Raw genomic sequence first — 14454 nt, 5'->3', positions numbered from 1 at the left:
TGCTCACTCCATGACTGACAGCACCGACCTCGGCCCCGAGGACCGCAAGATCGTCACCCTGGCCCGCTCCGCACGGGCCCGCAACGGTGTGCCCGAGGGTGCCGCCGTGCGCGACGAGACCGGGCGCACCTATGTCGCGGGCACCGTCGCCCTGGACTCTCTCGAGCTGAGCGCGCTGCGCACGGCCGTCGCCATGGCCGTGGCGTCCGGCGCGCAGTCCCTGGAGGCGGCGGCCGTGGTCTCCGCGGCCGACACCCTGGAGGAGGCGGACATCGCCGCCGTGCGCGACCTGGGCGGCAGCGGCACGCCGGTGTTCCTGGCGGCGGCCGACGGAACGGTCCGGGCGACCGTCGAGGCCGGCTGACCTGCGCGAGGCGTGGGTCACAGCAAATGCCCCTCGCCCAGTAATAGAGCGGCTTCCGCTCCGGGGGAGTGAAGACGCTCACGTCGGCCGCGGGCCGGGACTTTGGTCCCGGCCCGCGCTGTCGTCTCCGGAGGGCGTACGGGCCTTGCGGGGCAAGGGCGAGGGCGGTTCGGCCCGGGGCGGGGGTCCCGGTGCGGCGCGAGGTGAAAGAAGGACCAAGGTCCCGTCGGCAGGACCTTCGCCTCATGGGGCAAACCCGGACACGGCGGTCATGGTGGAGCAGTTGCCCGGCGCCGATGCGTTTCGCAGCTCCCGTACCTGGGAAGCGCCGGGCGGTCCCCGACCCCGAACAAAGGTTTCTCTACGTGTTCTCCCTCGCCCGCAAGACCTCGTCCCGTGTCCGTGCCCTCGCCGTCGGTACCGCCCTCGTCGGCGCCTCCGGCGCCATGGTGCTCGCCGGCACCGGCTCGGCCTCCGCGGCGACCGCCGCGGCCGGCTCGTGGGACGCCGTCGCCCAGTGCGAGTCCGGCGGCAACTGGTCCGCCAACACCGGCAACGGCTTCTCCGGCGGCCTGCAGTTCACGCCGTCCACCTGGGCCGCGTACGGCGGCACCCAGTACGCCGCCAACGCCCACCAGGCGAGCAAGGCCGAGCAGATCACCGTCGCCCAGAAGGTCCTCGCCGACCAGGGCGCCACCGCCTGGCCGAACTGCGGCGTCAGCCTGTAATCGGCGCGGCCGCGGAGAATGACTCAGGCGGCCGCACAGAATGACTCAGACGGCATCGGGGCCCCGTTCGCCCGTCCGCACCCGCACCACGGTGTCGACGGGCACGGCCCACACCTTGCCGTCACCGATCTTCCCGGTCCGCGCGGCGCGCACGATCGCGTCCATCGCGGCCTCCGCGTCCTCGTCCCCGACGACGACCTCGATCCGCACCTTCGGCACCAGGTCGACCTGGTACTCGGCGCCCCGGTACACCTCGGTGTGCCCGCGCTGCCGGCCGTAGCCACTGGCCTCGGTCACTGTCAGACCCTGGACACCCACCTCTTGCAGCGCCGTCTTGACCTCGTCGAGGCGGTACGGCTTGACGACCGCGGTGATCAGCTTCATGGCGCGACCTTTCGGGCAGCGGGAGCGTGCGAGGGGTGCGTGGAGGCACTGAGGACGCCGTGATCGTACGCACTCTCCGCGTGCACCGTCTGATCGAGGCCCGTCAGCTCCGCCTCGGCCTCCGCCCGGAAGCCCAGCAGCCGGTCGATGACCTTCCCGATCCCGTACGTGACGAGGAAGGTGTACGCGGCGACGACCAGCACGGCGAGCGCCTGCTTGCCCAACTGCCCGAACCCGCCGCCGTAGAACAGGCCCTCCTTCGCCGCCGAGCCGGTCATCGCCGACGTCGCGAACAGGCCGATCAGCAGCGTGCCGACCACACCGCCGACGAAGTGCACGCCCACGACGTCCAGCGAGTCGTCGTAGTGGAAGCGGAACTTCCAGGCGACGGCGTACGAGCAGACGATCCCCGCCGCGAGCCCGACCACGGCCGCGCCCAGCACTCCCACGACCCCGCACGCGGGCGTGATCGCGACGAGCCCGGCCACCGCGCCCGAGGCCGCGCCGAACGTCGTCGGGTGCCCGTCGCGCTTCTGCTCCACGAAGAGCCAGCCCAGCAGGCCCGTGCAGCCAGCGATCAGGGTGTTGAAGAGGGAGGCCGCGGCGATCCCGTTCGCGCCGAGCGCCGAACCGCCGTTGAAGCCGAGCCAGCCGAACCAGAGCAGCCCCGCGCCCATGATCACCATCGGCAGGTTGTGCGGGCGCATGGCCTCCTTCTTGAACCCGATGCGCGGGCCGAGGACGAGACACAGGGCGAGCCCGGAGGCGCCCGAGGCGATCTCGACGACCAGTCCGCCAGCGAAGTCGAGGGTGCCGAGCCGGTTCGCGATCCAGCCGCCGGGCCCCCAGACCCAGTGCGCGACGGGGACGTATACGAGCAGCGCCCACACGGGCACGAAGACGAGCCACGCCCCGAACCGCGTGCGGTCCGCGACCGCCCCGCTGATCAGCGCCGCCGTGATGATCGCGAAGGTCAGCTGGAAGGTGGTGAAGAGGAAGGTGGGGACCGTGCCGGTGACCGAGTCCGGGCCGATGCCCGCCATCCCGGCGTGCGACAGATCACCGATCAGCCCGGCGAACGCGTCGTCGCCGAAGGCGAGCGAGTACCCGGCGACCAGCCACACCACCGTCACGAGCGCGATCGACACGAAGCTCATCATCAGCATGTTGAGGACGGACTTCGTGCGGACCATGCCGCCGTAGAACAGGGCGAGGCCCGGTGTCATCAGCAGGACGAGGGCGGTGGCGGCGAGCAGCCAGGCGGTGTCACCGGAGTCGAGGGCGGGGGCGGCCAGGGGCGATGCGGTCATGACGGTCGTCGCGGTCATGCGGGCCAGCGTCACGGGCGCGCGTTTCCGAATCCCTAACCCGGCGTTTCCGCCGTGTTTCGTGTTGCCGAGGGGTTACCGGAAGCTCACCGTACTGCGGCCCCCCGGACATCAGGGAGAATGGGCGCCATGAGCGCTCGTACCCAGCAGTCCCAGCCCTCCGGGGAAGCCGTCCACCGCGCAGGTTTCGCCTGCTTCGTCGGCCGCCCCAACGCGGGCAAGTCCACCCTCACGAACGCTCTGGTCGGCAAGAAGGTGGCGATCACCGCCGACCAGCCGCAGACCACGCGGCACACCGTGCGCGGCATCGTGCACCGCGAGGACGCGCAGCTGATCCTGGTGGACACCCCGGGCCTGCACAAGCCGCGCACCCTGCTCGGCGAGCGGCTCAACGACATCGTGCGCACCACCTGGGCCGAGGTCGACGTGATCGGCTTCTGCCTGCCGGCGAACGAGAAGCTGGGCCCCGGCGACCGCTTCATCGCCAAGGAACTGGCGTCCATCAAGAAGACGCCGAAGATCGCGATCGTCACCAAGACCGACCTCGTCGACAGCAAGCAGCTCGCCGAGCAGCTCATCGCCATCGACCAGCTCGGCCGGGAGCTCGGCTTCGAGTGGGCCGAGATCATCCCCGTCTCCGCGGTCCGCAACGAGCAGGTGGACCTCCTCGCCGACCTGATCGTCCCCCTCCTGCCCGAGGGCCCCGCGCTCTACCCCGAGGGCGACCTCACCGACGAGCCCGAGCAGGTCATGGTCGCGGAGCTGATCCGCGAGGCCGCCCTTGAGGGCGTCCGCGACGAGCTGCCGCACTCCATCGCCGTCGTCGTCGAGGAGATGCTGCCGCGCGAGGACCGCCCGGCGGACAAGCCGCTCCTGGACATCCACGCCTTCGTCTACATCGAGCGCCCCAGCCAGAAGGGCATCATCATCGGCCCGAAGGGCAAGCGCCTGAAAGACGTCGGCATCAAGTCCCGCAAGCAGATCGAGGCGCTGCTCGGTACGCCGGTCTACCTCGACCTGCACGTGAAGGTCGCCAAGGACTGGCAGCGCGACCCGCGCCAGCTGCGCAAGCTGGGCTTCTGACATCAGCTGCTGGTGGGGCTCAGATCCTGTAGCCCTATCACCCGCAGCAGCTCAAGACGCTCGTACGTGTCCGTGCCAGGGCGTGCCGAGTGCACCACGAGCTGCTGGCCGTGCCCGTCGCTGAGCAGCACCTCGCAGTCCAGATCGAGCGTGCCGACCACCGGGTGCAGGAAGCGCTTCGGGGACGGGCGGCGCACCACGACCTCGTGGGACTGCCACAGCTCCTCGAACTCCCCTGATCCGGCCCGCAGTTCGGCCACCAGCGCGGCCGGACCCGGGTCGTCGGGGCGGGCCGCGGTGACGGCGCGCAGGCTCGCCACGTGGGAGCGGGCGTGCTTCTCGTGGTTCTCGGGCGGGAACATCGCCCGGGTCTCGGGCTGCGTGAACCAGCGGCGGATCAGGTTCACCCCGGTCAGATCGCCGGTCAGCGCGACCGACATCGTGTTCTGCGCGAGGCTCTCGCCCCAGTCGCTGAGCACCGCGGCCGGCAGGTCGTGCAGCCGGTCCAGGATCATCAGCAGCCCCGGGCGGACATGGCCCGACGAGGTGCCGGGCCGGGGCGGCTCCTCGCCCGCGAGGTGGAACAGGTGGTCGCGCTCGACGTCGGTCAGCCGCAGCGCCCGGGCCAGCGCGCCGAGCATCTGCCGCGAGGGGTGCGAGCCGCGGCGCTGCTCCAGGCGCGTGTAGTAGTCCGCGGACATCCCGGCGAGCTGTGCCACCTCCTCGCGGCGCAGCCCGGGCGTGCGGCGGCGCGCTCCCTCGGCCAGGCCCACATCGGAGGGGCTGAGGCGGGTGCGGGCGCGGCGCAGGAAGTCGGCGAGTTCGGCTCTGTTCACCTCTCCAGCATCGCGCGGCGGCGGGCTCGTATCCAGCGCGCATCCAGGGAGTGCCGCTCCCTGGATAACCGCGTCTCTCCCGCCGGGCGACGGTTCCGCGCACGCTTCAGTCATGGCTCATGACAGCGATATCAAGGAGGCGGCCATGCTGACGTTGGTGACCGGAGCGACGGGACAGGTCGGACGACGGTTCGTGCCGCGGCTGCTGCAGAGCGCGCCGCAGGGCGACCGGGTCCGGGTGCTCGTACGGGACGAGGCGCGCGGGGAGCGGTTCGCCGAGCTGGGCGCGGAGGTCGTGATCGGCGATCTGCGGGACGCCGAGGTGCTGGGCAAGGCGACGGCCGGGGTGGACGCCGTGGTGAACGTCGCGGCGGCGTTCCGCGGGGTGCCGGACGAGGAGGCGCGGGCCGTGAACCGGGACGCGGCGATCGAGCTGGGCCGGGCCGCGGTGGCCTCCGGCGTGCGGCGGTTCGTGCAGGTCAGTACGGGGATCGTGTACGGGGTCGGGCGGGGCAGGCCGCTCGTCGAGACGGACGAGACGGTGCCGGGCGGGCATCTGTGGGGCGTCTACCCCGAGTCGAAGTGGGAGGCCGAGCGGGCGCTGGGCGCGCTGGAGGGCCTCGACGACCTGCGGATCGCGCGGCTGCCGTTCGTGTACGGGGACGGGGATCCGCATCTCGACACCGCGATCGAGTGGGCGCCGGCCTGGCCCGCGATGCAGCGGCTGCACATGGGGCATCACGCCGATGTGGCGCAGGGCCTGCGGCGCATTTTGTACGCGGATGGGGCCTCCGGCGTCTACAACATCGCAGATGACGCACCCGTGACGACGGTGGACATCCTTCAACTCGGCGGGGTCGACATCCCGTCGGACTCCTACGAGAAGGAGACCCCGGACCCGTGGCACGCGGTGCTGTCCACGACCCGCATCCGCCACGAGCTGGGCTACCGCCCCCTGTACCCGTCGGTCTGGACGGCCCGCGACGCCGGGGCGCTGTAGCTCCGCCAGGGGCGCGGGGCTGTATCGATTTGCGGCTCCGCCGCGTGGGCGCGCTCAGCCCCCACCGGGCGTGCACCCGCGAACGGCGCTGTACTGTCCGCCCATGAGGCGCTCACCCCGCGCCGTGGGTGCCGCCTTGCCCACCCTGCCGCCCCAGGCGGCAGATTGCCCAAGGCGGCGGCCGACCGGAGCGGCGGTGGGGGCGGCGGCCGACAGGCCGCCCGAGGCGCGGGCTGCTGGCAGCCCCGTCAGGGGCGCGGGGAACTGCGCGAGAAGCGGCCACCGGCCGTCAGCCGACAACGAACCCAGGGGCGCGGGGAACTGCGCGACCAGCCACGACGAGAGCCGCGCCTGAAGGCAGACCTCAGGCAACCCCCTTGATCCGCCGCACCAAGAGGGCCCCGGCCAACCCCACCCCCGCCGCCACCAGATAGAGCACCCGGTACCCGCCCAACTGATTCACCAGCGGCGCGGCCAGCGCAGGCGCCGCGACCTGGGGCAAGGAGTTGGCGATGTTGATGACGCCGAGGTCCTTGCCCCGGGACAGCGCGGCCGGCAGCACATCAGTCATCAGCGCGAAGTCCACCGAGGTGAACACCCCGAACCCGACCCCGAGCACAGCGGCGGCGACCACGGCCCCCGGCCACGTCTGCCAGAACGCCAGCATCCCCGTGGCGACAGCCATGAGCACACCGGCCCACAGCACGAACGGCTTGCGTCGCCCCACCCGGTCCGACCAGGCCCCGCCGACGACGACGGTGCCGAGCAGCGTCACCCCGTTCACGGCGGTCAGGATCAGCACCCCGGAGTCCGGATCGGCGTAGTGCAGCCGGTCGCGCAGGTAGTAGAAGAGGTACAGCAGCACCAGCGCGTTGCCGAGGTTGATCAGGAACCGGGTCAGCCACGCCCACCCCAGATCCGGATACCGGCGCGGGCTCAGCCAGAACCCGGCCGCGAACCTGCGCCAGGACCACGCGGGCCGCGCCTCGGCACCGAGCCGCAGATCCGCGTACCGCACCACGTACGGCACGACGCCCACCACGGTGAACACGGCGCACGCCACGTACCCGGCGCGGACCCCGCCCGCCACCGTCGCGAGCCCCGTCCCGGCGACCACGCCGAGGATCTGCGCGGCGCCGAGCCACCCGCCCACGGACCCGCGCTGGAGCCGCGGCACCCGGTCGGGCACGGCGGCGGTCACCGCCGCGAACGCCGCGTTCAGCGTCAGCTGCACCAGGCACCACCCGGCGAACAGCACCCAGACCGCGTTCGCCCCGCCGAGCACCAGCAGTGACAGCGCGCCGCCCGCCGCGCCCGCCACGATCCACGGGGTGCGCCGCCCGTACCGTGACACCGTGCGGTCGGACAGGGCGCCGAAGACCGGGTTGGCGGCCAGCGACACCACCGCTCCGACCCCGGTCACCCAGGCCAGCAGCGACTCCTTCGACATGCCGGTGCCCGGCGCGAACTGCTCGGACTGCCGGGCGAGCAGGATCTGCAACGGGCCGTACCAGCCCACCCAGATCGCCCCGTTGGCCAGCGACAGTGCCGCCGTCCAGCCGCGGCCGACCCGCTCGGACGGCTCCGCGAGCGCCGAGGCGGTCATCCCCGCTGCCGGCGCAACTGGTCCCGCAGCCATCCGTACGACGCCTTCGGGGTGCGCCGCTGCGTCGCGTAGTCGACGTGGACGAGCCCGAACCGCTTCGTGAAGCCCTCGGCCCACTCGAAGTTGTCCATCAGCGACCACACGAAGTAGCCGCGCACGTCGACACCGGCCTCGATGGCCCGGTGCAGTGCGCGCAGATGCCCGTCGAGGAAGGTGATCCGGTCCTGGTCGTCGATGCCGTCGTACGCGCAGCCGTTCTCGGTGACGACGAGCGGCGGCAGCCGGTCGCCGTAGCGCTCGCGCAGCCCGGTGAGGAGTTCGGCGAAGGCGTCGGGGACCACCGGCCAGTCGAAGTCCGTACGCGGATGGCCCTCGATCTGCCTTACGGAGAAGGGGAGTTCGGCGGGGAGGGTGAGCCCGGAGAACTCGACGTCCCCCGCTCCCGGGGCGCCCACCTTGGTCGGCTGGTAGTAGTTCACCCCGTACCAGTCGAGGGTGCCCTCGGAGATCGTTCTCAGGTCGCCCGCCACGTCCCCGCCGGGCATCGCCTCGGCGAACCCGTCCGGGTAGCGGCCGAGGATCAGCGGGTCGGAGAACAGCCGGTTCAGGAGGATGTCGTACAGGTCGGCGGCCCCGGTGTCGGCCGGGTCGGCGGAGGCGGGCCAGGTCGGGCCGTGCGAGTTGGCGACGCCGATGCTCGTGGCGCCGTGCTCGCGCAGTACCCGGGCGGCGAGCCCGTGCGCGAGGAGCTGGTGGTGGGCCACCGGCAGCGCGTCGAAGAGCAGCTTCTTGCCGGGCGCGTGCTCGCCCAGCGCGTGCCCGAGGAGGGTGTGCTCGGCCGGTTCGTTGAGGGTGATCCACCGGTCGACCCGGTCGCCGAGCCGGTCCGCGACCGTCGCCGTGTACGCGGCGAACCGCTCCGCCGTGTCCCTCGACAGCCAGCCGCCGGCCTCCTCGACCTCCAGCGGGGTGTCCCAGTGGAAGAGGGTCGGCACGGGCCGGACGCCCTGCGCGCGCAGCTCGTCGACGAGCCGGTCGTAGAAGTCGAGGCCGCCGGGGGAGAGCACCCGCGGCCAGGAGACCGAGAAGCGGTACGCGTCCACGCCCAGGTCGCGGATCAGCCCCACGTCCTCGCGGTAGCGGGCCACGTGGTCGCAGGCGGTTTCGGCGGTCGTGCCGTCCCTGACCCGGCCGGGCTCGGCGGTGAAGGCGTCCCACACCGACGGGGCGCGCCCGTCGACGGCGCCCTCGATCTGGTGCGCGGACGTGGCCACGCCCCACAGGAAGCCGGGCGGGAACGGGGGGAGCGCGTCCGGGGTAGCTGCCATGGGCGCGATCATCCGTACCGGTGGGTAGGAAGTCAACGCCCATGACAGCGACGGCAGTTACGCCCCTTCTTTGAATACGCGGCTGATCAGTCGGCGCTGTTCGTCGGTGAGGCGGGGGTCGGCGCAGTACACGGTCCGGCCGTCCACGGTGATGGTGTACCTGAACCCGTCCGGTACTCCGACGGGTGGCGTGTCCCGGCCTGCGGCCATCGCCTTCTCGGCGAGGTCGTGCCACTCGTGGGAGTCGGGCCGGCCCGCGGTGTCGATCTCGGCGTGCCGGTCGATCCCGGCGAATCCGCCCGTGCGCGAGACGTGGATACGCATGGATCCTGTCTACTCCACTCGGCGGGCCGGCGGGGGTGTGTCGTCGGGTGCGGGTTGCGTCGTGGCTGGTCGCGCAGTTCCCCGCGCCCCTGGAGATGCGCACTTCGTGCGGCATCTCATCAGAGGCGCGCCACCTGCCCCAGGTGGAGGCGCGCCCCGTCCCTCCAGGAGAGGCGCGCGAAGCGCAGCCTCAGGGGGAGGCGGCGCGAAGCGCCTGCCTCAGGGGCGCGGGGAACTGCGCGAGAAGCGGCCACCGGCCGTCAGCTGAAGGTCGACCCTTCAGGGGCGCGGGGAACTGCGCGACCAGCCCCCACCGGCCCGCAGACGGACGACAGCTCACCCCGCCGGGGCTACTGCGCGGGGACGCCTACCTGTTCCCAGGACTTGAGGACGGCGTCGTGTTCCTCGGCGGCGCCGTAGCGCGTCTTGGCGGACTTGGCCGTCGCGCGGGCGAAGTCGGCGAACGAGCTGTCCGGCTTCAGCTCACCGCCGGTGAGGGTGTCGAACCAGATCTGCCCGGCCCGCTCCCACGCGTTCCCGCCCAGCGCGTCGGCCAGGATGTAGAAGGCGTGGTTGGGGATGCCGGAGTTGATGTGCACCCCGCCGTTGTCCCGCCCGGTCGTCACGAAGTGGTCCATGTCGGCGGGCTGCGGGTCCTTGCCGAGGACGTCGTCGTCGTACGCGGTGCCCGGCGCCTTCATGGAGCGCAGGGCCACCCCGTGGACGCGCGGCGCGAGCAGCCCGGCGCCGATCAGCCAGTCGGCCTCGGCGGCGCTCTGGCCCAGCGAGTACTGCTTGATGAGCGAGCCGAAGACGTCGGAGACCGACTCGTTGAGCGCGCCCGGCTGGTCGTAGTAGGCCAGGTTCGCCGTGTACTGGGTGACGCCGTGGGTCAGCTCGTGGCCGATGACGTCGACGGGCAGCGTGAAGTCGAGGAAGATCTCGCCGTCACCGTCGCCGAACACCATCTGCTCGCCGTTCCAGAACGCGTTGTTGTAGTCCTCGTCGTAGTGGACCGTCGCGTTCAGCGGCAGACCGTCGCCGTCGATCGAGTAGCGGGAGAAGTTCTTCAGGTACAGGTCGAAGGTCGCGCCCAACCCCGCGTACGCGCGGTTGACGGTCGCGTCCTGGCCGACGGCGTCGCCCTCGCCGCGCACCTTGTGGCCCGGCAGCGTCGTCGTGTGACGGGTGTCGTAGATCGTGCGGTGGGGTGTCCGCTCCGCGCCGGCGTCGGCGTAGGAGGGGGCGGCGGCGCGGGTGCCGATGACGGTCGTCATGCGGCGGCGGGTGCGTTCGAGGGCGTCGCGCTCCAGGGACCTGCGGGCCCGGGAGGCGAACTCGGAGTCGCCGGAGCGGGCGACCTTGTCGAGGATGTGCGGCGGCACGATGGTGCAGAACACGGGCTCGACCCTGTCCGGGTTTCCCGAGGTGGGGTTGGCGGTCATGCGACGCAATGTGGCACTGGGTCATGCCGCTGTCACTACCTGGAGCCATGATTAGTGAAATAGAGGGATCGATCACCTCTTACCCGTTACCTTCTTGCGGTCCCGCATACTGATACGGGTTCTCGCGTCCGGCGCGGCTCGACTAAGGTGCGATGCATCATGCGTTTCGGGCTGCTTCTCCTTAGCTGCCGCGGCGAGGGCCTGTAGTCGAGGCCGACCCCCTCCCCGCGGAGTTTGGCGTTGCGCCGTCGGCCGACTGAAGAAGGCCACCTCTGAGGAGCCCCACGCATCATGCCGAACCACCAGCAGCCCAGCAGCATGCCGATCCGCAAGTACGGCCAGTACGACCAGGTGGACATCCCCGACCGCACCTGGCCCGACCAGCGGATCACGAAGGCCCCCCGCTGGCTCTCCACGGACCTGCGTGACGGCAACCAGGCACTGATCGACCCCATGTCGCCCGAGCGCAAGCGCCGGATGTTCGACCAGCTGGTCAAGATGGGCTACAAGGAGATCGAGGTCGGATTCCCCGCCTCCGGGCAGACCGACTTCGAGTTCGTACGTTCGATCATCGAAGAGCCGGGCGCCATCCCGGACGACGTGACGATCTCCGTACTGACCCAGGCCCGCGAGGACCTGATCGAGCGCACGGTGGAGTCCCTGAAGGGCGCCAAGCGCGCCACGCTGCACCTGTACAACGCGACCGCGCCCGTCTTCCGCCGCGTGGTCTTCCGCGGCTCGAAGGACGACATCAAGCAGATCGCCGTCGACGGCACCCGCCTGGTGATGGAGTACGCGGAGAAGCTGCTGGGCCCCGAGACGGTCTTCGGTTACCAGTACAGCCCCGAGATCTTCACCGACACCGAGCTGGACTTCGCCCTGGAGGTCTGCGAGGCCGTCATGGACGTCTACCAGCCGGGCCCGGACCGCGAGATCATCCTCAACCTGCCCGCCACGGTGGAGCGTTCGACGCCGTCCACGCACGCGGACCGCTTCGAGTGGATGAGCCGCAACCTGTCGCGCCGCGAGTACGTCTGTCTGTCGATCCACCCGCACAACGACCGCGGCACCGCCGTGGCCGCCGCCGAGCTGGGCGTCATGGCGGGCGGCGACCGCGTCGAGGGCTGCCTGTTCGGCCAGGGCGAGCGCACCGGCAACGTCGACCTGGTGACCCTGGGCATGAACCTGTTCTCGCAGGGCGTCGACCCGCAGATCGACTTCTCCGACATCGACGAGATCCGTCGCACGTGGGAGTACTGCAACCAGATGGAGGTCCACCCGCGCCACCCGTACGTGGGCGACCTGGTCTACACGTCCTTCTCCGGCTCCCACCAGGACGCCATCAAGAAGGGCTTCGACGCCATGGAGGCCGACGCGAAGGCCAAGGGCGTCACCGTCGACGACATCGAGTGGGCCGTCCCGTACCTGCCGATCGACCCCAAGGACGTCGGCCGGTCCTACGAGGCCGTGATCCGGGTCAACTCGCAGTCCGGCAAGGGCGGTATCGCCTACGTCCTGAAGAACGACCACAAGCTGGACCTGCCGCGCCGCATGCAGGTCGAGTTCTCCCGGGTCATCCAGGCGAAGACGGACGCCGAGGGCGGCGAGGTCACGCCGAAGGACATCTGGAGCGTCTTCCAGGACGAGTACCTGCCGAACCCGGCGAACCCGTGGGGCCGCATCCAGGTCCGGGCCGGCCAGACCACGACCGACACCGACGGCGTCGACACGCTGACCGTCGAGGCCGAGGTCGACGGCACCGAGCAGGTCCTGGTCGGTACCGGCAACGGTCCGATCTCCGCGTTCTTCGACGCGCTCCAGGCCGTCGGCATCGACGCCCGGCTGCTGGACTACCAGGAGCACACGATGAGCGAGGGCGCCTCCGCCGTCGCCGCCTCGTACATCGAGGTCGCCATCGACGACAAGGTTCTGTGGGGGATCGGCATCGACGCGAATACGACGCGTGCCTCGCTGAAGGCCGTCGTCTCCGCCGTCAACCGCGCGGCCCGCTGAAGCAGTTGACCTGCACTTTCCCGGCCCCGTACACCTACTTGCGGTGTGCGGGGCCTGGTCGTTTCTCGGCCATGGTCACAAGATCTCCGTGACCGGGGCGTGACCAAGGTGCTGACGCAGCCTCACCAATGTGGCTAACATCACGCCAACGCCGCGATGTTGCGGCGCCGTTACGGAGGTGTGCGACGTGCTGCCGAACAGGGGACTGGGGCGACGGACCGGGATCTCGCGGGTCCTGGGCGTGCACACCACATGGACGACCGTCGGCGACGGCGAGTTCTTCTGCCCGGGCTGCGGCGGCGACCGCAACTACCAGCGGCGCACCGGCCGGCGACGCTTCCTCGTGCTCGGGGTGCCGGTGCTGCCGCGCGGCGAGACCGGGCCCGTGGTGGAGTGCGCGGCGTGCCAGGAGCGGTTCGGCACCGACGCCCTCGACCACCCGACCACGCACCGCTTCTCCGCGATGCTGCGCGACGCCGTGCACACCGTCGTCCTCGCCGTCCTCGCCGTGGGCGGGGCCGCGCCCCGGACGTCCCTGGAGTGCGCGGTGGGCGTGCTGCGCGGCGCCGGGTTCGACGACACCTCCGAGGACCGGCTCGCGGCGCTCGTCGAGGCGCTGGTGACCGACGCCGGGCGGATGCCGGAGCACGCCGGTCCCGGCGCGTCCCTCGCCATCGAGCTGCACGAGGCGCTCGACCCGCTGGCACAGCATCTGGCCCCCGCAGGGCGGGAATCGATTCTGCTCCAGGGCGCGCGCATCGCCCTTGCCGACGGCCCGTACTCGGCCGGCGAGCGCGATGTCCTCGGCACCGTGGGCGCCGCTCTCACCATGTGCTCGGACGAGGTGGGCCAGTTGCTGGTGGCCGCCGCGCGGACGCCCAGCTGAGGGCTTGTGGCGGCCCTTAGGGTGGCCGCATGCCGTACGTTCCCGCGCTCCTCGTCATCGACATGCAGAACGCCCTGCTGCCGATCATGCACCGGCCCGCCGCCACCATCGCGGCCATCGCCGCCCTGCGCACCCGGGCGCGGGCGGCCGGGGTGCCCGTCGTCACCGTCCAGCACCACGGCGGCGACCTCGAACCCGGTACGGAGGGCTGGCGCATCGTCCCGGAACTCGACCCGGCGCCGGGCGAGCCGGTGGTCGCCAAGACGACCTCTGACGCCTTCCTGCGCACGGACCTCGCCACGGTGCTGGGCTCGCTCGGTGTCACCGAGGTGCTGATCACCGGGTTCGCCACGGAGAACTGCGTGGAGACGACGGCGCGGCAGGCGCTGAGCCGGGGGTTCGACCTCGTACTCGTCGCGGACGGCCATACGACGTCGGTCCGCCCGGCGGTGTCGGACTTCGTCCCGGCGGACCTGTCCATCGCCCACCACAACGAGATCTACCGGCACATCGACTTCCCGGACCGCCGGGTACGGGTGCTTCCGGCGGCCCGGGTGGACTTCGGCGCGCTCTAGGGCGTGCCCGCCCTAGGGCCTGCTGCCGACCTCGCCGCACTGCCCGTCGGACGGCGGCGGGGCGTGGTCGATGACGTCCAGCGTCTGGGGGCTGGTCGCCGCGAGCACCTTGCGGCAGATCTGCCCCAGCTGCTCCAGCTCCTGCGGGCTGAGCACGTCGATGACCGTCCTGCGCACCTCGCGCACGTGACCGGGAGCCGTCTCCACCACCTTGGCCATACCGCTGTCGGTGAGCACCGCCTCGACCGCGCGGTTCTCGGTGGGGCACGCGCGCCGCTGCACCCAGCCGAACTTCTCCAGCCGCCGCACGGCGTGCGAGAGGCGGGACTGCGAGCCGTTCGCGAGCTGCGCCAGCAGGTGCATCTGACGGGTCCGGCCGGGGCTCATGGAGAGCTCGGCGAGGATCGAGTACTCGAAGAAGTTGAGCCCCGCGTCCTGCTTGAGCTGGGCGTCGATCGTCGGTGGCAGCGCCATGAGCGCCCCGACCAGATGGACCCAGCCCCGGGCCTCCTCGCAGCTCAGCCAGGGAGTGTCGTCATCGCTCACGCCCCCAG

At 71.4% G+C, this 14454-nt stretch carries 14 protein-coding genes and 1 pseudogene; 7 read left to right on the top strand and 8 right to left on the bottom strand.

Features of this window, described 5'->3' with window-relative positions:
• The first annotated feature begins 10 nt into the window (after positions 1-10).
• Together ACFVDP_RS26435 and ACFVDP_RS26430 are read left to right on the top strand one after the other, a co-directional pair.
• Positions 11-364 (top strand): cytidine deaminase, encoded by a 354-nt coding sequence (locus ACFVDP_RS26435; RefSeq protein WP_383494385.1) that lies wholly within the window; start codon positions 11-13, stop codon positions 362-364.
• Between the two features lie 365 nt (positions 365-729).
• A pseudogene (locus ACFVDP_RS26430) lies at positions 730-1089 on the top strand (transglycosylase family protein); the annotation flags it as partial.
• 48 nt (positions 1090-1137) lie between these two features.
• Here the strand turns inward: ACFVDP_RS26430 and ACFVDP_RS26425 are convergent.
• Both ACFVDP_RS26425 and ACFVDP_RS26420 read right to left on the bottom strand, forming a co-directional pair.
• Positions 1138-1476 carry a P-II family nitrogen regulator gene (locus tag ACFVDP_RS26425; RefSeq protein ID WP_383494382.1) on the bottom strand — a complete coding sequence of 113 codons (339 nt, stop codon included), beginning with the start codon at positions 1474-1476 and terminating at the stop codon, positions 1138-1140.
• The gene (locus tag ACFVDP_RS26420; protein ID WP_383494579.1) at positions 1473-2786 is read right to left on the bottom strand and encodes an ammonium transporter; all 1314 of its coding nucleotides are present in this window, start codon (positions 2784-2786) and stop codon (positions 1473-1475) included. Before ACFVDP_RS26420 ends, ACFVDP_RS26425 begins: the two co-directional genes overlap by 4 nt.
• A gap of 138 nt (positions 2787-2924) precedes the next feature.
• On the opposite strand from ACFVDP_RS26420, the gene era reads away from it, so the two are divergent.
• Positions 2925-3887: a GTPase Era gene (gene era / locus ACFVDP_RS26415; RefSeq protein WP_383494379.1), complete on the top strand. Its 963-nt coding sequence runs from the start codon at positions 2925-2927 to the stop codon at positions 3885-3887.
• Positions 3888-3889: 2 nt separating this feature from the next.
• On the opposite strand, the gene ACFVDP_RS26410 is transcribed toward era, so the two are convergent.
• Complete coding sequence (locus ACFVDP_RS26410) at positions 3890-4723, bottom strand: helix-turn-helix transcriptional regulator (RefSeq protein WP_383494376.1); 834 nt, start codon at positions 4721-4723, stop codon at positions 3890-3892.
• Between the two features lie 145 nt (positions 4724-4868).
• Between ACFVDP_RS26410 and ACFVDP_RS26405 the strand changes: the two genes are divergently transcribed.
• On the top strand, positions 4869-5723 hold the full coding sequence (locus tag ACFVDP_RS26405; protein ID WP_383494577.1) for an NAD-dependent epimerase/dehydratase family protein: 855 nt from the start codon (positions 4869-4871) through the stop codon (positions 5721-5723).
• A 364-nt stretch (positions 5724-6087) separates the two neighbouring features.
• On the opposite strand, the gene ACFVDP_RS26400 is transcribed toward ACFVDP_RS26405, so the two are convergent.
• The 4 genes from ACFVDP_RS26400 to ACFVDP_RS26385 all read right to left on the bottom strand — a co-directional run bounded on the left by ACFVDP_RS26400 (position 6088) and on the right by ACFVDP_RS26385 (position 10426).
• The gene (locus ACFVDP_RS26400; RefSeq protein WP_383494373.1) at positions 6088-7329 is read right to left on the bottom strand and encodes an MFS transporter; all 1242 of its coding nucleotides are present in this window, start codon (positions 7327-7329) and stop codon (positions 6088-6090) included.
• The gene (locus tag ACFVDP_RS26395) at positions 7326-8669 is read right to left on the bottom strand and encodes a GH1 family beta-glucosidase (RefSeq protein ID WP_383494370.1); all 1344 of its coding nucleotides are present in this window, start codon (positions 8667-8669) and stop codon (positions 7326-7328) included. The genes ACFVDP_RS26400 and ACFVDP_RS26395 overlap by 4 nt, the downstream gene beginning before the upstream one ends.
• Positions 8670-8714: 45 nt before the next feature.
• Positions 8715-8981 (bottom strand): protealysin inhibitor emfourin, encoded by a 267-nt coding sequence (locus ACFVDP_RS26390; RefSeq protein WP_383494367.1) that lies wholly within the window; start codon positions 8979-8981, stop codon positions 8715-8717.
• Between the two features lie 350 nt (positions 8982-9331).
• Positions 9332-10426, bottom strand: coding sequence for a M4 family metallopeptidase (locus tag ACFVDP_RS26385; protein ID WP_383494364.1), 1095 nt, complete (start codon positions 10424-10426; stop codon positions 9332-9334).
• A 291-nt stretch (positions 10427-10717) separates the two neighbouring features.
• Here ACFVDP_RS26385 and leuA point away from each other — a divergent pair, with 291 nt between their 5' ends.
• The 3 genes from leuA to ACFVDP_RS26370 all read left to right on the top strand — a co-directional run bounded on the left by leuA (position 10718) and on the right by ACFVDP_RS26370 (position 13900).
• Positions 10718-12439 (top strand): 2-isopropylmalate synthase, encoded by a 1722-nt coding sequence (leuA, locus tag ACFVDP_RS26380; protein ID WP_383494361.1) that lies wholly within the window; start codon positions 10718-10720, stop codon positions 12437-12439.
• A 187-nt stretch (positions 12440-12626) separates the two neighbouring features.
• Complete coding sequence (locus ACFVDP_RS26375) at positions 12627-13325, top strand: TerB family tellurite resistance protein (protein ID WP_383494358.1); 699 nt, start codon at positions 12627-12629, stop codon at positions 13323-13325.
• A 29-nt stretch (positions 13326-13354) separates the two neighbouring features.
• Positions 13355-13900, top strand: coding sequence for an isochorismatase family protein (locus ACFVDP_RS26370; RefSeq protein ID WP_383494355.1), 546 nt, complete (start codon positions 13355-13357; stop codon positions 13898-13900).
• 12 nt (positions 13901-13912) lie between these two features.
• Here ACFVDP_RS26370 and ACFVDP_RS26365 read toward each other — a convergent pair whose 3' ends face one another.
• Positions 13913-14446 carry a MarR family winged helix-turn-helix transcriptional regulator gene (locus ACFVDP_RS26365; RefSeq protein ID WP_383494352.1) on the bottom strand — a complete coding sequence of 178 codons (534 nt, stop codon included), beginning with the start codon at positions 14444-14446 and terminating at the stop codon, positions 13913-13915.
• Between the last annotated feature and the right edge of the window lie 8 nt (positions 14447-14454).

The sequence above is a fragment of the Streptomyces sp. NPDC057694 genome (genome assembly GCF_042799415.1).
In the GTDB taxonomy this organism is placed as follows: domain Bacteria; phylum Actinomycetota; class Actinomycetes; order Streptomycetales; family Streptomycetaceae; genus Streptomyces.
The sequence above is the reverse complement of the archived record's forward strand: the minus strand, read 5'-3'. Positions and strand labels throughout refer to the sequence as shown.

What these genes read in the sequence shown, in the direction of transcription:
- ACFVDP_RS26395 (WP_383494370.1), bottom strand. Translation starts at nt 8,669, where the DNA reads ATGATCGCGCCCATGGCAGCTACCCCGGACGCGCTCCCCCCGTTCCCG.
- ACFVDP_RS26405 (WP_383494577.1), top strand. Translation starts at nt 4,869, where the DNA reads ATGCTGACGTTGGTGACCGGAGCGACGGGACAGGTCGGACGACGGTTC.
- ACFVDP_RS26420 (WP_383494579.1), bottom strand. Translation starts at nt 2,786, where the DNA reads ATGACCGCATCGCCCCTGGCCGCCCCCGCCCTCGACTCCGGTGACACC.
- leuA (WP_383494361.1), top strand. Translation starts at nt 10,718, where the DNA reads ATGCCGAACCACCAGCAGCCCAGCAGCATGCCGATCCGCAAGTACGGC.
- ACFVDP_RS26370 (WP_383494355.1), top strand. Translation starts at nt 13,355, where the DNA reads ATGCCGTACGTTCCCGCGCTCCTCGTCATCGACATGCAGAACGCCCTG.
- ACFVDP_RS26435 (WP_383494385.1), top strand. Translation starts at nt 11, where the DNA reads ATGACTGACAGCACCGACCTCGGCCCCGAGGACCGCAAGATCGTCACC.
- ACFVDP_RS26390 (WP_383494367.1), bottom strand. Translation starts at nt 8,981, where the DNA reads ATGCGTATCCACGTCTCGCGCACGGGCGGATTCGCCGGGATCGACCGG.
- ACFVDP_RS26385 (WP_383494364.1), bottom strand. Translation starts at nt 10,426, where the DNA reads ATGACCGCCAACCCCACCTCGGGAAACCCGGACAGGGTCGAGCCCGTG.
- era (WP_383494379.1), top strand. Translation starts at nt 2,925, where the DNA reads ATGGGCGCCATGAGCGCTCGTACCCAGCAGTCCCAGCCCTCCGGGGAA.
- ACFVDP_RS26425 (WP_383494382.1), bottom strand. Translation starts at nt 1,476, where the DNA reads ATGAAGCTGATCACCGCGGTCGTCAAGCCGTACCGCCTCGACGAGGTC.
- ACFVDP_RS26400 (WP_383494373.1), bottom strand. Translation starts at nt 7,329, where the DNA reads ATGACCGCCTCGGCGCTCGCGGAGCCGTCCGAGCGGGTCGGCCGCGGC.